This is a genomic window from Klebsiella sp. GW_Kp182, assembly GCF_040062275.1.
Lineage (GTDB): Bacteria > Pseudomonadota > Gammaproteobacteria > Enterobacterales > Enterobacteriaceae > Klebsiella > Klebsiella michiganensis.
Genome location: NZ_JBEAFQ010000002.1, coordinates 405,255 through 424,742 on the forward strand (window position 1 = coordinate 405,255; position 19,488 = coordinate 424,742).

A 19,488-nucleotide genomic window follows, 5' to 3' on the forward strand; every position below is an offset into this window, starting at 1 on the left:
AAGGAATGACAACTATGCCAATCATCGCCGGGCGCGCGCTGCGTCTGTCTCTGTTTCTCGCCGGTTGCCTGACCGCAGCAGGCGCATCGGCCCACGCCCATCTACAACAACAGCTTCCGGCGGCCAATACCGTGGTGAACGCTTCGCCGCAGGCGCTGACCCTGAACTTCTCCGAAGGCATCGAAACGCAGTTTAGCGGCGTAACCCTCACCGGGCCGCAGCAGAAGACCATCACCCTCGGTAAACCCGTCCGCAGCGACAGCAATAAGGCTCAGCTGACGGTACCGGTTGAGCAGGCGTTGACGCCGGGCGAATATACCGTTAACTGGCACGTGGTCTCCGTAGATGGCCACAAGACGAAAGGGCAATACACCTTTACCGTGAAGTAAGCCGATGCTGAGTGGAGTCTATGTCAGCTTACGCTTTATCCATTTCATTTCGCTGATCGTCGCTTTCGGCTGCGTCCTCTACGGCGCATGGTGGGCGCCGGTGGCCTTACGTCGTTTGATGATGCAGCGCTTCTATCCGCTGATGCGCTATTTATTATCAGCAAGCGCGCTGTCGGCGCTGCTGATGCTGATGGCGCAGGGCGGCTTGATGGGCAACGGCTGGCCGGACGTCTGGCAGCCGGCTATCTGGCAGGCGGTGGCCGGGACGCAGTTTGGCGGCGTGTGGGTATGGCAAATTTTACTCGCCTTTGTGGCGCTGGCGGTGGTCTGGCTGAAGCCCCGGCGACCGGGACGTTTGCTGCTGGTGCTGTTTTGCGCTCAGCTGCTGCTGCTGGCCGGCGTCGGGCATGCCGCAATGAACGATGGCTGGCTGGGGATAGTGCAGCGAACCAACCATGCGCTTCATCTGTTTTGCGTGGCCAGCTGGTTTGGCGGTCTGCTGCCGTTTATCTACTGTCTTCGCCTGGCGCACGGTCGCTGGCGGCAGGCGGCTATCTGCACCATGATGCGTTTTTCGCGCTATGGGCATCTGGCGGTTGCCGGCGCCATCGCCAGCGGCGTGGTAAATGCGCTGCTGATCCAGGGCGGACTTATCAGCACCTCGCCCTGGGGGCGTATGCTGTTGTTCAAATGTGCGCTGGTGGCGGCAATGGTGGCAATTGCGCTGGTGAACCGGTATGTTCTGGTGCCACGCATGCCGGCAGGCGGAACGCGAGCGGAGCAGCTCATCGTGCGCACCACGCAGATAGAAATTGCGCTGGGGGCGCTGGCGCTGTTTGCCGTCAGCCTGTTTGCCACCTGGGAACCTTTCTGAATAAACTGGTTAAATCATGAAAAAAATCGTTCTGACAATGTTGTTACTGGCAAGTTCTGGCGCTGCGCTGGCGGCACCGCAGGTGATTACCGTAAGCCGCTTTGAGGTGGGTAAGGAGAGCTGGGCGTTTAACCGTGAAGAGGTGATGCTGACCTGCCGTCCGGGCAACGCGCTGTTCGCCATTAATCCCAGTACCCTGGTGCAGTACCCGCTAAACGACATCGCCGAACAGCAGATGAAAGACGGTAAAACCAACGCGCAGCCGATTTCTGTGATCCAGATTGACGATCCGCAGCAGCCGGGACAAAAAATGAGCCTGGCGCCCTTTATTGAGCGCGCGCAGAAGCTCTGCTGATCGCCGCCTGCATCCCGCTGTATTTACATGAAAAAAACCGCCATCCCCCGATACCGGGCGTGGCGGTTTTTTGTTGGCATCAGCAATTTTGATACGAATTATTCGTCCACTTTTGTCGCGGACTGGAAAACCTGACACGGTAAACTATTCTTATAAGGCAAGGCGACTTAGCCTGCATTAATGCCAACTTTTAGCGCACGGCTCTCTCCCAAGAGCCATTTCCCTGGACCGAATACAGGAATCGTGTTCGGTCTCTTTTTATCTGTTTTTCACAAACCGCAGATTCCATTGCAAAACCCCAGTCGCTTTTTTCGGGGCTTTTTTCTTATACCACAACAATAATTTCCTAAACATTTCTTTTACAAAAAATCGTCTGCTAACGTTTTAGTAGCTCACGGTCACCAGTACGGTATCGCTGTAGGTTCCCGCAGGCTGGTTGCTCTGGGTCGGGTTAATCTTGAGGGTGTAGTTCGCGGACTGCGCGGCGCCGGAGCCGGTTACGCTGAGATTGTTGCTTTCCGTCCAGGCGCTGCCGTTGGGCTGGTAAAACTGATACTGCAGCCAGGCGGTTGGTTGGTTCGCAATGGGCTGGCTCATCTGCCGCCAGTCGCCGACGCTGGCGTTAGTGCTGGTGAGGTTGACGGTGTAGGCCGCGTTTTTAGTGCAGCGGATGGCAAGCTGGCCGCTGTAGTGGCTAAAACCGGACGGAAGGGCGGCAGAGGCAAATTCGACGTCCGGCGCGCTGTCGATATAGCAAACATTGGTCACCTTCACCGACACGTTGACCGTCGAGGTCAGGGTTCCGTTATTCGGAATACATATCTTAATGCCCAGCAGATCGAGCCCGACGTAGCAGAATCGGTACACCCAGGTGATGGTTAACACATCGGTATAGGTACCGGCGGGGACGTTGGCTCCCGGCGTGGTTCTGAAGTAGAGCGGCATGGTGCCATCGCTTGAGTTAAATAAACCCAGCAGTTCGAGCAGCGTTGTTCTGGACCAGCTAATCACGCCGCCGTCCTGATAGGCCGGCGAGCACGAGGCGTCAGAACAGACGCTATAAGGGATGGCATCGCCCGCGCCATTAAGCAGCCGCGGAACGCCGTTGCTCTTGTTGGCCGACGCCAGAGTGGCGCTTAACGTATTGGTTGAGTTCAGCGCCACCAGTTCCGGGGTGCAGTAAAACCCCGCGCCGGCCATCACGCCCTGAGGCGCGCTGTTGAGTGCAAAGGAATCGACCGGGCCGATCGCTGGCGCACTGGTTTTGATACTGCAGGCGGCCAGCGCGGTGCTGGCTTGCCCGAGCGCTAAGAGCATCGCGAATACGAGGATAATACTTTTCAACGTTATCTCCGCTGTTAAGAGGGGCAGCTGACCGGACCTATCCGCTGCGGAACCGGCGTTGAGGACGGAAGTTCGAACTGGACGCTGCATCGAAGCTCTCCGGCGTTTATTTTGACTTCGTTGTGGCGTCCAAGGTGCGAGAACCAGACCACGCCGTCATAGCCCACCAGGCCGCGCTGCTTGCTGTTAACCTCCTCGACCGGCGTACCGACCGGCAGCGGTTGCCCCCTGGCATCGACGAAGACGAGGGTTGCCGAGCGCACGCGGTTCACCGGGAAATCGACCAGCGCTCCGCTGCCTTCGCGCACGGCGATGCGTTTCTCCACCGTCAGAGCTTCGGTGTCCGTTGGCAGCGGTAGCGTATCGAGAGTGACTTTCCCCGGATACCACGCCGTCGCCCACGGGATCAGCAGATGACCATTTTTATCGGTCACGCCGACTTTGCGATTTTCATAATTCACCGCAATATTCGGGTAGTTGCCGGTGGAGACGACGATAAAGGCGTCGTTAATTTGCCGGGCGAAAAACAGACTGTTATCCATCAGCACCACCGAGCCCGCGGCCTCAAACCAGCTGTGACGATCGTCGCGCGACCCGTAGTAGCCTCCGCTCAGCGTTGACACGCGGTTGATCCAGGTCAGATCCGCCTGACTATAGTTATCGCCGCCGATCGAATGGGCGAGGTTCCAGCCCAGCCCGCCTTCTGCCGGAGCAGAGCGGCTGACGCTGATATTTTCTCCCCATTGTCCGGCGCTGGCGCGCTGGCCGCTTAGCTGGACAGAGGTTTGCGAATCGAAAGGGATGATGACCTGCAGCATGCTGGCGTAACTACCTTCCTGCAGATCGCGGTTGACGCTCAGGCTGAGGCTGCTGCTGAGCCACAGGCCGCGGCTCCAGGAGAGGTTCAGCAGCCGGGTGCGCGAATTATCCTCGGCTTTGATATCAAAGTAGCCAATGCTAAAAGAACCGAGGGTTCGTCCCCACGGACTCAGGCTCAGCGTGGCCTGGTCTGACTGACGGCTGAGCGTGGCGGTAGACCCATAGGTGCTGAGGTTGTCGTAGCCGGCGCTGCGGCGGATATGTTGATAGCTCACTCCCCAGCTACTGCCATAGTAAGAGTAACCCGAGGTGAACTGGTTTCCGTCTCCCTCGCCACGGCTGGCGCTGCCCGACAGGCTGAGGGTGCCCAGATTCCCCACGCCGATATCGCTGCCAATGCCGGCATTGGTTAACCCTTCGCGGTCTTCGGTATGCGTCGAAAGCGTGAGCCAGTTGTTGAATCCGTAGCGATAAATAGCGCTTACCGCGCCGGCGCCATAATCGGCACTCCTGATACCGTAGTTGTTGCGCAGGGCGCCGAGGGTGAAATCAAAATCGCTCAGTCCTTCCCGCAGCAGGGTATTGGAGACATAAAAAGGGATGCTGGTGGAGACCTGGCGACCCAGAGCGTCGGTGGTCACCACGGTGGCTTCGCCGGCGCCGCTGATCCAGGGAACGTTGGTCAGCGTATAGGGGCCGCCATTGATTTGCGCAGCGCTGCTCTTATAGCCGTTAATAAACAGATCGACGCTTGAAGGAACCGCCGCGCTGCCGGATAAGTTAAGCAGCGGATATGTCACCAGATCCGGGCGAACGCTGAAGTTGCGGCTCAGGCGTAGCCCCCCCATGCGCACGGAACTGCTCCACGTCAGGGCGTTACTGACCACGTCCCCGGCCTGGTAGCTAATCATTTGGTCGCTATCGCTGTACTTCCACAGGGTGTCGTAGCGCATATAGCCCTGCTGCTCGTAGCCCGTCGAAGACCAGTTTTGCCGAATCACGGCGTTATTGGAAAGGACGCCCGGCGGGCCGAAAAGGCGCGTTTCGGTGAAGGTGCTGGTGGTTTGCGAACCGCCGGATGAAAAGAGGCTGTAAGCGTCGTAGTTAAATAAAATTCCCGGGCTGCTTATCGCGGTCTGGCCAGGTTGTTCCGTAGTCCCCCCTATGTGCTGCTCGGGGAGCCATTTGTCCGGAACCTGGAGCTTGAGGATCTGACCCGGCTGGTCATATTCCACTTTCACCGAGGGTAGCGTCGTCACATCAACCAGCGCGTCGCCGGTTTGCAGGGGAATATGCGCTTGCTGCAACACGCTGGCCGCGATCCAGTAGTGGCCAGCGTTGACCTTTACCGGAACGGCGCCGGCAAGAATATTGCCGTTGACCGATACGCTGAGGTACAGCTCGTACTCCTGCTTTTCGCCGTAGGATGCCGCAGGCGCAGGCAGGGAATCATAGGTCGCGGCGCAGGCCGTTACCGACGCCATCGCCAGCAGCCCCCCGGACGCCGTCCTTTTCAGATCTCTCATTTTTAACGATTCGCCGGAATTTCCACCGCCTGACCGTTATCCGTTAATTTCGCGAACAGATGCATTCCTGACGGCACGGAAGCGTTTCCGGCGCTCGGGAAACAGCTCTTTTTCTGCGCCAGAACGTAGCCGAGAAGACCATTAGCCTGGGGAATGCGCCCCTTACCGTTCGCGTTCGCCCAGTAAACCGCGCTGAGGCGCGCGTGCTGATTGCCTCTGTTTTCGATGCACAGCGTCTGGCGGTTATTTTGCTGCGAGAGCGACCAGCGCAGCGTGGCCCTTACCGGTTCGACTGAACCCGCGTTCTTTAGCGGCGTGACGCCCTGCCCATAGGTAAACAGCGGCAGGACATAGCGCATGCGCATTTTCAGCCCGGCGGCGTTCTGTTCCGTCTGCGCCGCGGGTTGCGCGGCAGGGATCTCATCGATAACAATGCGATAGGACTGCTCTTTGCCGTTTGCGATGGGGGCGACGCGCATGAGCCGCACCAGCTGGCGCTGCCCCGGCGCTACCGTGGTAAAAGGCGGGCTGGCGACAACATCCCGCTGATCGGCGTAGACGTCCGCTGACGCTTTTTGATCCCAGGCAAACACGCGCAGCTGCAAATTAACCGGCGCGCTGCCGCGATTCTCCAGCCACAGTTCAGACCCTGTTTCGTGGCTTTCGATCGTTTGAAATATCGGCCATACCAGAACGGAGCTGGTGGCCAGCACGAATGAGGGAAGCAATAAAGCGAATATAAACGGCGCAAATCTACAGCGAATCATAGTTAACCTGTGAATTATCTAATAGGTCAGCGTGACGGTGACCGTGTCGGTATAGGAGCCCACCGCCGGGAAGCCATTCGTGGCAAAAAGGCGGCCATAAACCGTGTAGGTTTGCGTGGTGCTCGGAAAGGATGCAACGCTCAGGGCCAGCGTACTGCTGCCCCAAACGTTAGCGCGGTTGGCGTCCTGATAAAGCTGGTACGCCAGCGTGCTGCTGTTGCCGTTCGACATGTAGCGCTGAGTGGCTGAGCCGCCGTTGACGCCATAGTCGAGGGCGATTGAAATAGCGGTGCCGGGCGTGCAGGTCACGATGATGGAACCTGCGCCGGCGGTACTCGCGACATCCACGTTGCTGTAAAGCGATGACAGGGTGCCAAAATTCAGCGTGCCGAAGTCCGTCGTTTGGGAGCCGTCCCCGGCGCCCAGCGCGCAGCCTGCGGTTATCTGCGCGGAGACTTTGAACGTCTTTTGGGCAACGGCGGCATGGGCGCCCGAGGTAAAAAGCAGAAGTAATGTAAGCCACTCTGGTCGAAGCATGACGCCCATTTTCCTTATGCGGTTACCAGGCTAAGGTCGCGGTGACAATGTCGTCATACACATCGGCTGTCGGCGCGTTGACGCTCTGGTCTTCGGGGCGAATGCGGGCAAAAACAGGAATCGCCTGTGGATTCCCTGTGCCAACGATAGGTATCGTGCCGCCAGGTAGGATTTCGTTATTGCGGGCGGCATCCGAATAGAGCCGATAGGCAATCTGCTGGGTGCCACCGGCGTTTTTCATATAGCGCAGCGCAGCATCGCCAGACTGGCCGCCGTCAAGCGTCAGGGTCGAGGCAAGATCCTCGGTGCAGGTCACGGTTAGGGCGCTTCCGCCGCCGCTGCCGATGATCTCCGCATCAATGGAGTTGGCTAAATCGCCATAGGAGCCGAAATTAATGTTGCCCCAGCGGTTGTTTTCGCCATTGCGGACATTCGATACGCTGCATCCGCTGCCGAGCGTCACCTGGACGCCAATCTGGCCGCTTAAGGTTCCCGCTGCAGAAGCCGGTTGAAGAATAACTATGGCGCTCAGTAAGCCGCCCAGGAGACTGCGCGAGATCGTTGTGACGTTCATAGAGAACCTCTTAGTGGAAAGCCGCTGAAGAAAAACAACAATGTAGCGATAGACGTTGGTCACCGATTAAGTGCCGCGGTTTTGTTGGTTAACGTATAACTACTCCTGCAAGATATGTGTAATTTTGTATTTATGGCTGGTTATGTGTTTTTTATTGGATTATTGTTCTGTATTTATGCCTTTTATATGGATGCAAACTCTTTTTGTTAATTAATTGTTGGTGTTATGTTTTTTAATTGTGTTTTGAAGGGGCGTGAAAATAGGGCGATTTTTTCTTAAATCACAATCTGGCGCAAAGTTTGCAACAAAAAATCTGGACAAAAAGGCGGGTATAGACACTGGAGGCGCCGTTGAGCAAGGGCGAGGAGAAAACACCTGCACAAAATCAGGCCCATAGTGCAGGTGAACTTTACGGGCCAACATCGGAAGTGACCCAGTATACACATTTGTATGACAAATGAAATAATAGATAAGAGACGGTTTTTCACTTTTTTGGCGGTTATTCTTCTGATCGCGCTATGGGTTATTGTCAGGGAGGCGAAGGGGGCGAACGACGGCGTGAAAATAATGGGCAACGATTTATTCTGGCGCCACAAAAGAGGGGTACAGCCATGTTTCCAGAAAGCTCACCAGAAACCATATTTGTCCGCTAAAAATAAACCACAGAGCAGCGGTCAAAATAATCAACAGGATAGCCAGCAGGAGTAATTCTGTTTTGCTCATAACTTCACTAGCCGTCCGCAAGGAGTACAACGAAGTTATGATAGTAACTAAAGCGCCGTTGAAGATGCAAACGCCGCTGTGCTAAACGGCGTTGGCGAAGCGGCGGGAGAGCTAATCCATGAGTATCGCCATCTGAGCGGCCATATCATCCAGCAGCTGGAAGCGGCGACGATATTCGGCGCGTTTCTTACTGGCGATGCTCTCAAGCGTCTTTCTTTCCAGCTGCAGCGGCAGACGCCAGCGCCAGGCGCCGTCGGCGACCCCATCAATAGAGTGCCAGAACTCATTATAGCTGGCGTGAAAATGGCGCCCTTTACTCAGCCGATAGCGCAGCGCGCGGAAGACGTGGCCGCTGTCGCTGACCCCGTAAATGTGATGAATGTTGCAGCGCGCCGCCATTAACCAGATAAATTCCATCAGCAGGCGTTTCGGGAACAGGCCGTAACAGGCGCGGGTCGCCCGTTTAATCACTTCGTGCGGAACGGTGCTGCGCGGCCCCTGCAGGCCGCCGATAGTCAACTGCCATTGCTCCTGCTGGCGGGTGACGCTAAACGTCACGCTGGCAAGCACAATCTCATCGCTATCGCGCAGCCACAGCGTCGTTTCGCCCTCGCGTTCGGCTTTGCCCGCCGAGGACGCGGAGAGCGTAAACCGGCTGTCGTCTTTGCCTGTCAGCTCAAGCAGCGGCACATCTTTCGCGGCGGTCATGGCCCCGGCGAGGCGCGAGGCGCCCAGGGAATCAACGAACTGGTAGTGGCTGATAATGGCCTGAGCGCGCTGGCTGGCGTTTAACCCGCGGGTTAAATACTGGCGATGGACTTTGCCCGGCAGCGTCACCTGAGCGGCGAGCAGCTGATTGAAATCCGCACGCGCCGACAGGCTCTCCAGCATGCTGCGCGTTGGCGCATAAAATAATGCCGTGCGCAGTAAAAACTTAAGCCGGTAATGACGTTGTTGCCAGATGGGGGCGGGGGTGATCCGGCCCATCACCAGATCGGCAATGAGATTTGGGCGTCGCTCAACTACGCTGGCTGAATGCAGGCTGTTATCCGTCACGATGAATACCTCGGTGTTATTTAGCCTCTATTCTATGGATATATCGTGGGGAGCTTAATGCCCGGCCGGACTATATTTGGCTTTCGTTTAAAATCGATTGAGGTGCCAATTTACGGGCGGTGAAGCCGCAGGGTTTTCCTATAATTATGCGAGGAGGACGAAATATGTATCAGCGTATTTACGGTTGCGACTGGCGTAATATCTGGCTGGTGGGCGACCTGCACGGCTATTTCGCACGCCTGATGGCGGCCCTTCGTGAGCGCAAGTTTGACCCTTACCAGGATCTGCTTCTTTCGGTGGGCGATCTGATCGATCGTGGGCCACAAAGCGCGGAGTGTCTGGATTTACTGCGCTATCGCTGGGTTTACGCGGTGCGTGGAAACCATGAACAGATGGCGCTGGAGGCGCTTGCCGACGGCGATATGAGGCTCTGGGAGATGAACGGAGGCGACTGGTATACGCAGCGTGCGGCGAGCCAAAAGCAACGCCTTACGGCGCTTATTGCCCGCTGCCGCCGACTGCCGCTAATTATTGAACTCCACAGCGGTGAGCAGGTGCACGTGATTGCCCACGCTGATTACCCCGCCGCGGTTTATCGCTGGCAGCGCGTTGTTGATGAGCACCAGGTGCTGTGGCGTCGGCAGCGTCTCACTGACCATCTCGCCGGGCGTCACGGGGCGATTGCCGGCGCTGACCATTTCTGGTTCGGCCATACGCCGCTGAAGCGACGCTACGATAGCGATAACCAGCACTATATCGATACGGGGGCCGTGTTTGGTGGAGAGCTAACCCTGGTGGCGCTACAGCTGGCAGGCTAAAAATCGCTGTATTCTCGGGCGGGAAGCCAGAAACTATCGATAAAATCTTCTACCGGAAAGCAGCCGCCGTGGCGTATCCGCTGATCGTCCATGGCCGTTGTGCACTGCCGCTCGTTATCGTAAACATCGACAACGATATCTTCACAGCCGCCGTCCAGGTAACAAATAAACAGCACTAAGGCAAACATCCGAGCCTCATATCCTGAAAAACATAGCGTTAAGTGTAGGAGATGACGGAGAAGCGGGGAAATAAATAACCCGTCTCAGGCGACGGGTTCAATTGAGTCAGGCGAGGCGCATGACCCAGGCATCGGACTGGCGATCGTAGTGCTTACGGTAGAGGACGGAATGTTCACCATCAAGTATGGCGGGTACGCTGGTATCCGCGTCCCATGCATCAAGCTGCATGCATAAATCCGGATCGGATTTACAGGGGATGCTTAACGTTCGCTCTCCCTGCTGTTCGCCGTGCAGTTCGGCGTCGTCTATCTCAAACGCGCCGATACGTACGTTAGTTTTGGCCATAAATTCACCCCGTTTGTCTGCTGAGTTGTGGTACGACCAGTTAAGGCCGCCATTTTTCAGCGTAGACAAACGGGCGTAAAGCGCCAGTGAAAAAATGCTGTTTTTCGACGCGCCATCACGCTTTTTTGCTAAAAAGCTTACCGTCACGCACCAGTTCGCGGGGATAGCTATTTTTTAAACGCGACCCGACTTTTTTCGCCAGCCCGATCGGCGCGCCCTGATAGGTGACAATCGCATCATCCTTCTGCGGGAGCGTTTCAGGATAGATATCGCGACCGCGATACCACTCTTCCGCTTCGGCCTCCGTCAGCGCCAGGGGAGCGGCCGGCGCAGCAAGCGCAATCACCGCTTCGTGCTGCCAGCGGTAGCCTTTGTTATGGGTTTCGGCGAGCCGAATGCCGATGCGGGAAAAGCGCACTTTGCCGAATAACGCTTCGAGCGCCTGTGGGAATAACCAGATTTCTTTATCGCGCTGCCAGAGCGTATGGTCGGCGGTCCACTGCAAACCGACGGCGGCGGCGGCGGCAATTACGGCGGCGGATTCGCGGGTTTTAAGCGGCGTGAAGGGGAATTTCCCCACTTTATAACCCGGCGCCGGGAGCGGGTCGATGGCCGCGGTTTTACGTAAACGGGCGACGAAGAACCCTTCGCAGTCAAAAATCTGCGGGAAGACGTGCAGGAAGCCCTCCTCGGTGAGGGCTTCGCTGGCCTGCGGGAACAGTGAGCCGAGCGGCACGACTTCTACCGCCTGCGGATAGCGCGCCAGCAGCCCGTTGACCACCTCTTCGTTTTCTTGCCGGTTCAGGGTACAGGTGGAGTAAACCAGCGTCCCGCCGGGGCGAAGGGCGTGAAACGCGCTGTCAATCAGCTCGCGCTGGGTCACCGCAATTTCCGCGTTGCTTTCCGGCGACCAGTTTTTCAGCGCATCGGGATCTTTACGTACTACCCCTTCGCCGGAGCAGGGGGCGTCGAGCAGGATCGCGTTAAAGCATTCCGGCAGCGCGGCGCCGAATACCCGACCATCGAAATGGGTCAGCGCCACGTTGCTGATTCCACAGCGGCTGATGTTGGCGTGCAGGACTTTAACCCGGCTGGCGGAATATTCATTGGCCAGAATGCCGCCTTCGTTACCCATGCGGGCGGCGATTTGCGTGGTTTTAGAACCCGGCGCGGCGGCGACGTCCATCACCCGCTTCGGCATCTGGCCGTCGGCAAACAGCGCGGCGACCGGCAGCATGGAGCTGGCTTCCTGAATGTAAAACAGCCCGCTAAGGTGCTCGGCCGTGCTGCCCAGCGGCAGGTCGTCTTCATCTTCACGCTCGATCCAGAAACCCTCTTCGCACCACGGAACCGGCGTGAGCTGCCAGCGGTAGGGGGCGACCAGCTGCAAAAAATCAGCCACCGTGATTTTCAGCGTATTGACGCGAATGCTTCGCCGCAGCGGGCGCTGGCAGGCGGCGATAAAGTCGTCAAAAGAGAGATGCGTCGGCATTGCCGCACGCATTTGAGCGAGGAATTCTTCAGGAAGATAGACAGCGTTTTGAGCCACGGGGAGCGCACCACAACGAAAAAAGGGGGCGTAGTTTACCATAAAGGCTCCGGCGGCGGACACCGGAGCCTGTTATGCTTAGCGCGGCAGGGCGGTGCCCCATTCACGCCACTCTTTCGGTTCGCTCTCCAGCAGCAGGAAGTGTTTGCCATCCTGCGCTTTCGGCGCCAGCGGCGTACCCGGAGGCGTCGCAAACGCGATGCCGCCGCGAATGAACTGATTAAAGGTACCGGTTTTCACCACCCCGCCAATCAGGCCAAAGTCGAGGCTATAGCCGGAAGCCAGCCAGAACACCGAGTTGTTGCGCACCAGATACTGATAACGCTTGCTGATACGCAGCTGTACCATCACGCGATCCGACATCGAACCGAGCATCAGACCGGTCACCGTGCCGACTTCGAGCCCGCGGAATAGCACCGGCGTGCCGATACCCAGCGAACCCGCTTCCGGTACTTCGACAATAATGCTCAGGCCGTCGATATAACGTGAATCGCTGATCGTGGTTTCCTGAATTTCGAAATCACGACGCGGCGCACCGCGTCCCGGCTCGACGTTGATATAGGCCTGGAAAAGGGTATCCAGATGTTCGACGCCCGCCGCGGATATCTGCGGCGTAATCACCGAGAAACGCGTCCCGGCGCGGGCAAAGGTATTGACGTATTCCGGGTAGAGAACCGCTTTCGCCTGCACTTCGTTTTTCGCGGTAATTAAATTCAGCGACTGGATCTGGCCAATATCAATCCCCAGGTAGCGAATTGGCATCCCTTCGGCGATTTTACCGGCGTCGAAGGCGTGCAGGGTTATCTGCCCACCCACCGCGCGGGCGGCGGTTTCTGACGCATACAGCACGCGTTTGTTATCGATCCGCGCGCTGGCGCTGGCGCCGCTGAGGTTATCAAAGCTAATCGCGCCCTTCAGCGCGCGGGAGAGCGGGGATGCCTGCACCGTCAGGCCGCTGCCGTTAAGCTGCACTTTCGCGCCGCCTTCGGCCCAGAACACGCTGTTGCTGGTCAGCAGATGGCGATATTCCGGCTTGATATGGATATTGATCTCAAAGGCGTTCTTGCGCGGCTGCACGGTGATGATTTCCCCGACCGCAAATTTACGGTACAGCACCACGGAGCCTGCCTGCACGTCCGGTAGCGTCTCGGCTGAGAGCGTAAGCGTGGTGGTCGGCAGATCGCTCATGCTGTTTTCCAGCGCCTTTTCCTGGTTCGCGTACAGCGGATAGCGGCTTTGCATCGCCCCTTTGTCGCCCGGGATAACGCGGATCCCGCCGCTGACCCATTCGCTGGCGCTGGCCCCGAGGAACTCCACGCCATCGATGCCGACTTTAACATCGATGCGGCTGTTGACCACGAATTTGCTATCGCCGCGTACCAGAGAACGGTACTCCGGCATCACCGCCACCTGGAACGTGACGCCATCGGCGTTCAGCTTGCGTTCCAGAACCTGGCCAATCTGCACGCCGTGCAGAATCAGCGGCTGCCCGGCGTCGATGCCGTAGCTTTCCGGCGCGGTGAGCGTGACGGTCGCGACATCCGGCTCTTCCAGAATGGATTTATCGGCAGGCAGCACCGCAAACTGGTTGCGGGGTTCACCCTCGCCGGGGACCAGCTCGAAGGTGGTGCCGGTCAGCAGGGCGCTGACGCTGGGGTTATCCAGCGAGATTTTTGGCTTCTTCATCTGAATAAGCGTCTTCTCGCGCAGCAGGCTGACGACGCTCGGGTCGACGGTCATTTCGCCGGTCACTTTCCCGTCGCCATTGAGATTCAGCTTACTGAGCTGGCCGACCTCCAGGCCCTGGTACATCAGCGGCGTAGAGCCCGCTTTTAAGCCTGCGCCATCCGGGAGATCCAGTTTAACCACCACGCCGCGCTGGCTGTGCGCCAGGTCTTCGTATAAGTGATAGTCCGTGTTTTGCTGAGCCTGTGGAGAATCATCCGGGGAATCAAAGGCGATAGCGCCGTTCACCAGCGCCGAGAGGCTGTCCAGCTGGACTTTCGCTCCGCTCAGGCTGACGTCCGCCTTCACGCCGGATACGTTCCAGAAACGGCTCTCTTTTTTCACCAGGTTAGTGAAACGCCGCTCGATCAGCACATCAATGGTGACGCCCTGATTGTTCGGATTAATGGCGTAGTCATATACCCGGCCGACCGGAATCTTACGGAAGTAGACCAGCGAGCCGCTGGTTAACGAACCCAAATCCGCTGACTTGAGATGAATCATCAGCTCGCCGTTATTGATGTGGTACTTCGGCTGGGTATCGAGGGCGACAAAGTGATCCTCGGGCTCGCCCTGGCCGGGCATCATGCCGATATAGTTACCGCCCACCAGCGCATCCAGGCCGGACACGCCGGCAAGCGAGGCTTTCGGCGTCACCAGCCAGAACTGCGTCTCCTTGCGCAGCGCATCTTTCATATCGCCCTTGACGCTGGCGGAAACCTCAATTTTGCTCAGATCTTTACTCAGCGAGATGTTCTCCACCGTACCGACTTCTACCCCCTGATAGCGGATAGGCGTGCGGCCAGGAACGATACCGTTAGCGGACTGGAAGTCGATAACGATCGTCGTACCGCGATCCTGGTAGCTGGTCCATATCAGCCAGCCGGCAATCAGCAGCGCGATGACCGGCAGCAGCCAAAATGGCGAGATACGGCGTTTAGTTTTAATTTTGGCTTCAGTCGGCGAAGCGGGCGTTTCCTGACTCATGTGCGTCCCAAAGTAAGCGGCTGTCCAGCCATTCAACAGCAAGGATAGTTAATATTACCGCGGCGCCAAAATAGACCGCGGCGGGCCCCATCGTAAACGCGAGGAGCTGATCGCGGTTGATCAGCGACATGGTTAATGCGATGACAAAAAGATCCAACATAGACCAGCGGCCGATCCAGGTAATCAGCCGCAGTAGCAGGATGCGGGTACGTAATCCCTGTTCACACTTGAATTGTATGCTGACCAGCAGCGTAAACAATACAATTACTTTGGTGAATGGGACCAGAATACTGGCGATGAACACGACGCCGGCGATAGCGACGTTGCTGCTGGCCAGCGACATAATGCCGGAAAGGATGGTGTCATCCTGACGCGCGCCGTTGACGTAGATAATCGAGATCGGCAGCAGGTTGGCAGGCAGCAGGAAAACCATTGACGCAATCAGCGCAGCCCAGCTCTTTTGCAGGCTCTGGCGGCGTCTGTGGCGCAGGGGAGTGTGGCAGCGACGGCAGCGGCCGCGCGAATCGCGATGGCCGGTATAATGGCAGCCGAGGCAAACCTGCAGGTTTTCATCCGGCCGCAGCGCCGGGCGCTGGGGGTAAAAACGCTCCCAGAGCTCCTCAACGTTCATATGGATAAGCGTCAGGATACTGAGCAGGGTGAGGGAGATATAGGCGATAAGCCCGATGCCCGGCTGCAGGAAGGCGTAATCCTGCACCTTAATGGAGGCGACGCCGATGCCGACCAGGTAAATATCCAGCATCACCCACTCTTTGAGCCGCTCCAGCATCAGCAGTATCGGGCGCAGATTCATGCCCAGCACGTTGCCCAGCCACAGATAGGCGATTGAGACCACCAGCAGCACCGGCGCCACGACCGCGCAAAATAGCACCATCGCCGCCGTGAGCGGATCGCCCTGGCCGGTCATTTGCCAGATGCCCTGAAGGACGTTAGCGTCGATACGCACGCCCAGCAGATGCAAACGCAGCAGCGGTTCGCTCCAGGCAAAAGGCATCAGCAGCAGCATCGCGATTGCCATGCTGCCCAGCCGGGTAAGCGACCAGTCGCGGCCATCGCGCACTTTGGCGTTGCAGCGGGGACACCAGGCGCTTTGATTCTTTTTTAGGACCGGTAAACGAAACAGCAGGTCGCACTGCGGACAGCGCTGATAGTGAGCGTGCTCAACGGGGGCGCTGACCGAGTAGACGACCATTTTTTTTGCTGGCGTAATCCTGGGTGTTTTTAGTGGCATTTATAGCTTACAGAAATGAGTGTATCTCTCTATCTTAACTCAGGAATGAATTCATCTTGAGCATGAATGCATTTAAAGCTTATTTTATTAGGCTGTAAGTGTAAGGTAGTAAGACAACTAAGCGACCAAATAATGAACAAATCAGAATTCTACGCGGATTTGAACCGCGATTTTCAGGCGTTAATGGCAGGCGAAACCAGTTTTCTGGCGATGATTTCAAATACCAGCGCGCTGCTGTTCGAGCGGCTGACCGACGTGAACTGGGCCGGTTTCTATCTTCTGGAAGGTGACACGCTGGTGCTTGGCCCGTTCCAGGGCAAGCTGGCCTGCGTGCGGATTCCGGTCGGACGCGGCGTATGCGGGACTGCCGTCGCGCAGAATTGCGTGCAGCGGGTAGAGGATGTTCACGCGTTTGATGGGCACATCGCCTGTGACGCCGCCAGTAATTCGGAAATTGTCTTCCCGTTACGGGTGAACAATCAAACTATCGGCGTCCTGGATATCGATAGCACGGCGCATTCCCGCTTCACCGCTGAAGATGAGCAGGGACTGGCAGAACTGGTCGCGCATCTGGAAAAACTCATTTCTGCGACTGATTATCAAAAAATATTCACCCGCGTCGCAGGATAATCAACGGATAACGTAGCATTTACCGATGACGTCATTATAATGACGCCTGTTCATGCCTGCGGCTTGTTGGCTACGTCCGTTGTAATCAGGAAATTTCATGGAAAATCAACCTAAGTTGAATAGCAGTAAAGAAGTCATTGCGTTTCTGGCCGAACGTTTCCCTCAGTGTTTTAGCGCTGAAGGCGAAGCTCGCCCCCTGAAAGTCGGTATTTTTCAGGATCTCGTTGAGCGCGTTGGCGGAGAGATGAATCTCAGCAAAACCCAACTTCGCGCTGCTTTGCGTCTTTATACTTCGAGCTGGCGCTACCTGTACGGCGTTAAGCCTGGCGCAGTCCGCGTTGACCTTGACGGCAACCCGTGCGGCGAACTGGAAGAGCAGCACGTCGCTCATGCCCGTCAGCAGCTTGAAGAAGCAAAAGCCCGCGTCCAGGCGCAGCGCGAAGCGCAGCAGGCCAAAAAACGCGAAGCCGCTGCCGCAGCAGGCCAGCCGGAAGAGGGGGCACGTCGCGAGCGTAAACCGCGTCCTCAGCCTCAGGCGCGTCGTAAAGACGGCGCTGAGCAGCGTAAACCTCGCCCGGCAGCAGCAGCCAAAGCGCCGCGCGAAGAGCGTCATACCCCTGTATCAGATGTGTCTGTATTGACCGTTGGCCAGGCACTGAAGGTGAAAGCAGGCAATAATGCAATGGACGCCACCGTCCTGGAAATCACCAAAGATGGCGTTCGTGTACAGCTGACTTCTGGTATGTCAATGATTGTACGCGCAGAACACCTGGTGTTCTGAAACGGAGGCCGGGCCAGGCATGAACAAATTCTTTAAGCTCACCGCGTTGGCGGGCCTGCTGGTAATCGCAGGCCAGTCGTTCGCCGTGGACGATATCACCCGGATCGATCAAATCCCCGTGCTGAAAGAAGAGCCGCAGCACGCGACGGTGAGCGAGCGCGTCACATCGCGCTTTACCCGCTCTCACTACCGGCAGTTCGATCTTGATAATGCCTTTTCGGCAAAAATTTTCGATCGCTACCTGAACCTGCTCGACTACAGCCATAACGTGCTGTTAGCCAGCGACGTGGCCCAGTTTGCCGCGAAAAAGAATCAAATCGGCGATGAGCTGCGCAGCGGGAAGCTGGACGTTTTTTACGACCTGTATAACCTGGCGCAGAAGCGTCGATTTGAGCGTTATCAATATGCATTGAAAGTGCTGGAACGTCCGATGGACTTTACCGGCAATGACAACTTCAACCTTGACCGCAGCAAGTCTCCCTGGCCGAAAGATGAGGCCGAGCTGAATGCGCTGTGGGACGCCAAGGTGAAGTTTGATCAGCTCAGCCTCAAGCTGGCTGGCAAAGATGATAAAGAGATTCGCGAGACCCTAACCCGTCGCTACAAGTTTGCCATTCGCCGTCTGGCGCAAACCAATAGCGAAGACGTTTTCTCGCTGGCGATGACCGCCTTTGCGCGTGAAATCGACCCGCATACGAACTATCTCTCTCCGCGCAATACCGAACAGTTCAACACCGAAATGAGCCTGTCTCTCGAAGGTATCGGCGCGGTACTGCAGATGGATGACGACTACACGGTGATCAACTCACTGGTGGCCGGTGGTCCTGCGGCGAAGAGTAAATCCATCAGCGTGGGCGACCGTATCGTTGGCGTTGGCCAGCCGGGTAAAGGCATGGTTGATGTCATCGGCTGGCGTCTTGATGATGTCGTGGCGCTGATCAAAGGTCCCAAGGGCAGCAAGGTTCGTCTGGAAATTCTCCCGGCGGGTAAAGGCGCGAAAACGCGGATTGTGACCCTTACGCGCGAACGCATTCGTCTTGAAGACCGCGCGGTTAAGATGTCAGTCAAAACCGTCGGCAAAGAGAAGGTTGGCGTGCTGGATATTCCGGGTTTCTATGTTGGCCTGACGGACGACGTCAAGGTTCAGCTGCAGAAACTGGAGAAACAGAACGTTAGCAGCATCGTTATCGATCTGCGCAGCAACGGCGGCGGGGCGCTGACCGAAGCGGTTTCGCTTTCTGGCCTGTTTATTCCATCCGGCCCGGTTGTCCAGGTTCGCGATAATAACGGTAAGGTGCGTGAAGACAGCGATACCGACGGCGTGGTGTACTACAAAGGCCCGCTGGTGGTGCTGGTCGACCGTTTCAGCGCCTCGGCTTCTGAAATTTTCGCCGCCGCGATGCAGGATTATGGCCGCGCGCTGATCGTCGGTGAGCCGACCTTTGGCAAGGGGACCGTCCAGCAGTATCGTTCGCTGAACCGCATTTACGATCAGATGCTGCGCCCTGACTGGCCGGCGCTGGGGTCCGTACAGTACACCATCCAGAAATTCTACCGTATTAACGGCGGGAGTACTCAGCGCAAGGGTGTGACGCCGGACATCATGATGCCGACCGGAACCGAAGAGCGTGAAACCGGCGAGCAGTATGAAGATAACGCGCTGCCGTGGGATAGCGTCAATGCGGCAACCTTCGTGAAGTATGGTGACCTGACGCCGTTCGGACCCGAGCTGCTGAAGCGCCACGATGCGCGTATCGCCAAGGATCCTGAGTTCCAGTACATCATGAAGGACATTGCTCGCTATAACGCGATGAAAGACAAACGCAACATCGTCTCCCTGAATTACGCGCAGCGTGAAAAGGAGAATGAAGAAGATGATGCGATTCGTCTGGCCCGCGTTAACGATCGCCTGAAACGCGAAGGCAAGCCGCTACTGAAAAAACTGGAAGATCTGCCGAAGGATTACCAGGAGCCTGACCCGTATCTTGATGAAACGGTTCATATTGCGCTCGACCTGGCCCATGAGGAAAAGGATCGGCCTGCGGTAGAGCCTCCGGCCAGTAAATAATCCCCCAACGGGCACACTAAGTTGTGCCCGTTTTTCTTTCTCGCCTTTCCCAACGTTCATTGCCTGATTTCAACAAAATGTCAACGCTTTTGCCCAGCGTCAGCAATATGCTACAAAATGTAAAGTTGTGTCTTTCTCGTGACTTAGCGGGGCCTGATGGTTGAAAATTGGCGTTCTACCCATACCATG

19 protein-coding genes are annotated in these 19,488 nt (G+C 57.0%); 7 read left to right on the forward strand and 12 right to left on the reverse strand.

Going from position 1 to position 19,488, the window contains the following annotated elements; genetic code table 11:
* The first annotated feature begins 14 nt into the window (after positions 1–14).
* From yobA to ABLU88_RS04050, 3 genes are read left to right on the forward strand one after another with little or no spacing between them, the layout of a single operon-like run.
* A complete protein-coding gene (yobA, locus tag ABLU88_RS04040) occupies positions 15–389 on the forward strand; it encodes a CopC domain-containing protein YobA (RefSeq protein ID WP_014229838.1) in 375 nt (124 codons plus the stop codon).
* Between the two features lie 4 nt (positions 390–393).
* Positions 394–1,263: a copper homeostasis membrane protein CopD gene (copD, locus tag ABLU88_RS04045; RefSeq protein ID WP_348836175.1), complete on the forward strand. Its 870-nt coding sequence runs from the start codon at positions 394–396 to the stop codon at positions 1,261–1,263.
* Between the two features lie 16 nt (positions 1,264–1,279).
* Positions 1,280–1,618 carry a YebY family protein gene (locus ABLU88_RS04050; protein WP_004103344.1) on the forward strand — a complete coding sequence of 113 codons (339 nt, stop codon included), beginning with the start codon at positions 1,280–1,282 and terminating at the stop codon, positions 1,616–1,618.
* Between the two features lie 384 nt (positions 1,619–2,002).
* Here ABLU88_RS04050 and ABLU88_RS04055 read toward each other — a convergent pair whose 3' ends face one another.
* The 7 genes from ABLU88_RS04055 to ABLU88_RS04085 form a co-directional block, all read right to left on the reverse strand.
* Positions 2,003–2,962: a spore coat protein U domain-containing protein gene (locus ABLU88_RS04055; protein WP_042945476.1), complete on the reverse strand. Its 960-nt coding sequence runs from the start codon at positions 2,960–2,962 to the stop codon at positions 2,003–2,005.
* A gap of 14 nt (positions 2,963–2,976) precedes the next feature.
* Positions 2,977–5,307 carry a fimbria/pilus outer membrane usher protein gene (locus tag ABLU88_RS04060; protein WP_064377677.1) on the reverse strand — a complete coding sequence of 777 codons (2,331 nt, stop codon included), beginning with the start codon at positions 5,305–5,307 and terminating at the stop codon, positions 2,977–2,979.
* 2 nt (positions 5,308–5,309) lie between these two features.
* Positions 5,310–6,074 (reverse strand): fimbria/pilus periplasmic chaperone, encoded by a 765-nt coding sequence (locus ABLU88_RS04065; protein ID WP_348836176.1) that lies wholly within the window; start codon positions 6,072–6,074, stop codon positions 5,310–5,312.
* An 18-nt stretch (positions 6,075–6,092) separates the two neighbouring features.
* Positions 6,093–6,611 (reverse strand): spore coat U domain-containing protein, encoded by a 519-nt coding sequence (locus ABLU88_RS04070; RefSeq protein ID WP_004852079.1) that lies wholly within the window; start codon positions 6,609–6,611, stop codon positions 6,093–6,095.
* Between the two features lie 22 nt (positions 6,612–6,633).
* The gene (locus tag ABLU88_RS04075) at positions 6,634–7,185 is read right to left on the reverse strand and encodes a spore coat U domain-containing protein (RefSeq protein WP_048261006.1); all 552 of its coding nucleotides are present in this window, start codon (positions 7,183–7,185) and stop codon (positions 6,634–6,636) included.
* Between the two features lie 579 nt (positions 7,186–7,764).
* Positions 7,765–7,908, reverse strand: coding sequence for an Ecr family regulatory small membrane protein (locus ABLU88_RS04080; RefSeq protein WP_009651986.1), 144 nt, complete (start codon positions 7,906–7,908; stop codon positions 7,765–7,767).
* 111 nt (positions 7,909–8,019) lie between these two features.
* Positions 8,020–8,964, reverse strand: a complete 945-nt coding sequence (locus ABLU88_RS04085) for a VirK/YbjX family protein (RefSeq protein WP_348836177.1) — start codon at positions 8,962–8,964, stop codon at positions 8,020–8,022.
* 164 nt (positions 8,965–9,128) lie between these two features.
* Here ABLU88_RS04085 and pphA point away from each other — a divergent pair, with 164 nt between their 5' ends.
* Positions 9,129–9,782 carry a protein-serine/threonine phosphatase gene (gene pphA / locus ABLU88_RS04090; RefSeq protein WP_170911934.1) on the forward strand — a complete coding sequence of 218 codons (654 nt, stop codon included), beginning with the start codon at positions 9,129–9,131 and terminating at the stop codon, positions 9,780–9,782.
* On the opposite strand, the gene ABLU88_RS04095 is transcribed toward pphA, so the two are convergent.
* From ABLU88_RS04095 to yebS, 5 genes are all read right to left on the reverse strand, one after another.
* The gene (locus ABLU88_RS04095) at positions 9,779–9,970 is read right to left on the reverse strand and encodes a YebW family protein (protein ID WP_004122014.1); all 192 of its coding nucleotides are present in this window, start codon (positions 9,968–9,970) and stop codon (positions 9,779–9,781) included. The two genes, pphA and ABLU88_RS04095, sit on opposite strands and share 4 nt — an antisense overlap.
* Positions 9,971–10,067: 97 nt before the next feature.
* Entirely contained in the window at positions 10,068–10,307 is a 240-nt protein-coding gene (locus tag ABLU88_RS04100; protein WP_004852069.1) for a YebV family protein, read from the reverse strand.
* A 115-nt stretch (positions 10,308–10,422) separates the two neighbouring features.
* Entirely contained in the window at positions 10,423–11,856 is a 1,434-nt protein-coding gene (rsmF, locus tag ABLU88_RS04105) for a 16S rRNA (cytosine(1407)-C(5))-methyltransferase RsmF (protein ID WP_185220034.1), read from the reverse strand.
* A gap of 78 nt (positions 11,857–11,934) precedes the next feature.
* Positions 11,935–14,568, reverse strand: a complete 2,634-nt coding sequence (locus ABLU88_RS04110; RefSeq protein WP_025106139.1) for a PqiB family protein — start codon at positions 14,566–14,568, stop codon at positions 11,935–11,937.
* On the reverse strand, positions 14,537–15,820 hold the full coding sequence (yebS, locus tag ABLU88_RS04115; protein WP_025106140.1) for a membrane integrity lipid transport subunit YebS: 1,284 nt from the start codon (positions 15,818–15,820) through the stop codon (positions 14,537–14,539). The genes ABLU88_RS04110 and yebS overlap by 32 nt, the downstream gene beginning before the upstream one ends.
* A 132-nt stretch (positions 15,821–15,952) precedes the next feature.
* Between yebS and ABLU88_RS04120 the strand changes: the two genes are divergently transcribed.
* The 3 genes from ABLU88_RS04120 (at position 15,953) to prc (ending at position 19,299) form a co-directional block, all read left to right on the forward strand.
* Entirely contained in the window at positions 15,953–16,450 is a 498-nt protein-coding gene (locus tag ABLU88_RS04120) for a GAF domain-containing protein (RefSeq protein WP_025106141.1), read from the forward strand.
* Positions 16,451–16,547: 97 nt separating this feature from the next.
* Complete coding sequence (gene proQ / locus ABLU88_RS04125) at positions 16,548–17,231, forward strand: RNA chaperone ProQ (RefSeq protein WP_004852059.1); 684 nt, start codon at positions 16,548–16,550, stop codon at positions 17,229–17,231.
* A gap of 19 nt (positions 17,232–17,250) precedes the next feature.
* The gene (gene prc / locus ABLU88_RS04130; protein ID WP_014229824.1) at positions 17,251–19,299 is read left to right on the forward strand and encodes a carboxy terminal-processing peptidase; all 2,049 of its coding nucleotides are present in this window, start codon (positions 17,251–17,253) and stop codon (positions 19,297–19,299) included.
* Positions 19,300–19,488 lie beyond the last annotated feature (189 nt).